The organism is Lutibacter sp. HS1-25, from assembly GCF_004121075.1.
Lineage (GTDB): Bacteria > Bacteroidota > Bacteroidia > Flavobacteriales > Flavobacteriaceae > Lutibacter.
In genome coordinates this window covers 1-1459 of sequence record NZ_RHLN01000148.1, presented here as the reverse complement: position 1 = coordinate 1459, position 1459 = coordinate 1, and the positions used below count along the sequence as shown (strand labels likewise).

At 27.5% G+C, this 1459-nt stretch carries 1 protein-coding gene; it reads right to left on the bottom strand.

Features of this window, described 5'->3' with window-relative positions:
* Positions 1 to 319: 319 nt before the first annotated feature.
* Positions 320 to 883 (bottom strand): hypothetical protein, encoded by a 564-nt coding sequence (locus EC396_RS14625; protein ID WP_129367419.1) that lies wholly within the window; start codon positions 881 to 883, stop codon positions 320 to 322.
* Positions 884 to 1459 lie beyond the last annotated feature (576 nt).

Genomic DNA, 1459 nt, shown 5'->3' with positions numbered 1-1459 from the left:
AGTTTAAATTTTTATAGAATTCGTTGCTCAATTCTATTTATTTCAATGAGCTTTTTTGAATATTTTTTTTTAAAATTTTTATCGGCGCAATTGTCAGAAAATCCAATTATTTAAACTTAAAATACTCAAATTGAAGAATTCAGAGTGAATTCTGCCATATTACACAACGGGCTTTTATAAGATTTGTGCGACTGGAAAATCGGAGATTTTTCGGACGTAGCAAATCGTTAGTTTAATGTTTGTCGGTTCGTTATTTAGTTTAAAAGTAAGCATAAATTTTATGAGGTGTTGCCAAACGTTTTTACTCTGTCAGTTGTCATTATATAAAAATTATCTTTTTACTCCGATGTTTAAAATCCTTTCCAATATATCTATTCCATAAGTGTTCCGTTAATACTTTCGAGCCAAAAATATTCAGAGATACAATGATAAATAAATTAAGTCCGAAAATTATCACGAGAAAAAATAAAAGTAATGAAAAGGCAAAACCAATAAGTGTAACTTCAATCCACTTTGATGAGTTTTTTGTATATTTCAAATTAGATGACAGTAAAACTGCTCCAAAAAATGTTGAAAATATTGCTGAAACAAAGAAGATTGTATTCTTTGTGTATAACTCAGGAAGTGAAGGGTCATCTAAAACAAATTCTTCATCATCACTTTCTGTTTCTATAATCTCAGTTTGTAAAATTATTTCTCTGTCAGATTCAAATTCTTTCCTCTCTGAATTTGGAGTATTCTCAATATTCTGTTTTCTTTTTTCAATCTCCCAAATTGCTGCTTGAATTGCATCTTTAGTGTAAACTGAATTTTCAGAAATCATATTTTCTAACTCTAAATTGGATTTCTTTTCAATTATCTTAGAATAGTGATTCTTTGTCATAGTTTTTTTTTCGGTAATGTTTGGCAACGGGCTTTTATAAGATTTGTGCGGTTTAAAAATACGATAATTTTCAGCCGTAGCAAATTGTTTATTTAATATTTTAAATTTTCTATTAGTTCGAATTATAGCATAAATTTTATGAGTTGTTAGGCAATGTGATTTTGAGTTCAAATTAATCTTTCGGAGCTAAATTTCTACGTGTCAACACCTCATTTTGCATTATTTTTCAAATTCCGATATTTCTCATTTTAGTTGAATTTTACTTAAATCATAATTATTCCAATAATCAAATTCCTACGCTTAAACTCCGCCATAATTTTAAAATCCGACATTTCTCTTTTTAGTTTATATTTTTCTTAAATCTTAAGTATTCCAATAATCAAATTCCTACGCTTAAACTCCGCCATAATTTTAAAATCCGACATTTCTCTTTTTAGTTTATATTTTTCTTAAATCTTAAGTATTCCAACATTTAGATTCCAACGCTCAAACTCCGCCATTTTTTAAATCTGAAATTTGTTATTTTATCTTAAACATTTATAGAATTCGTTGCTCAATTCTATTTATATTCCAACG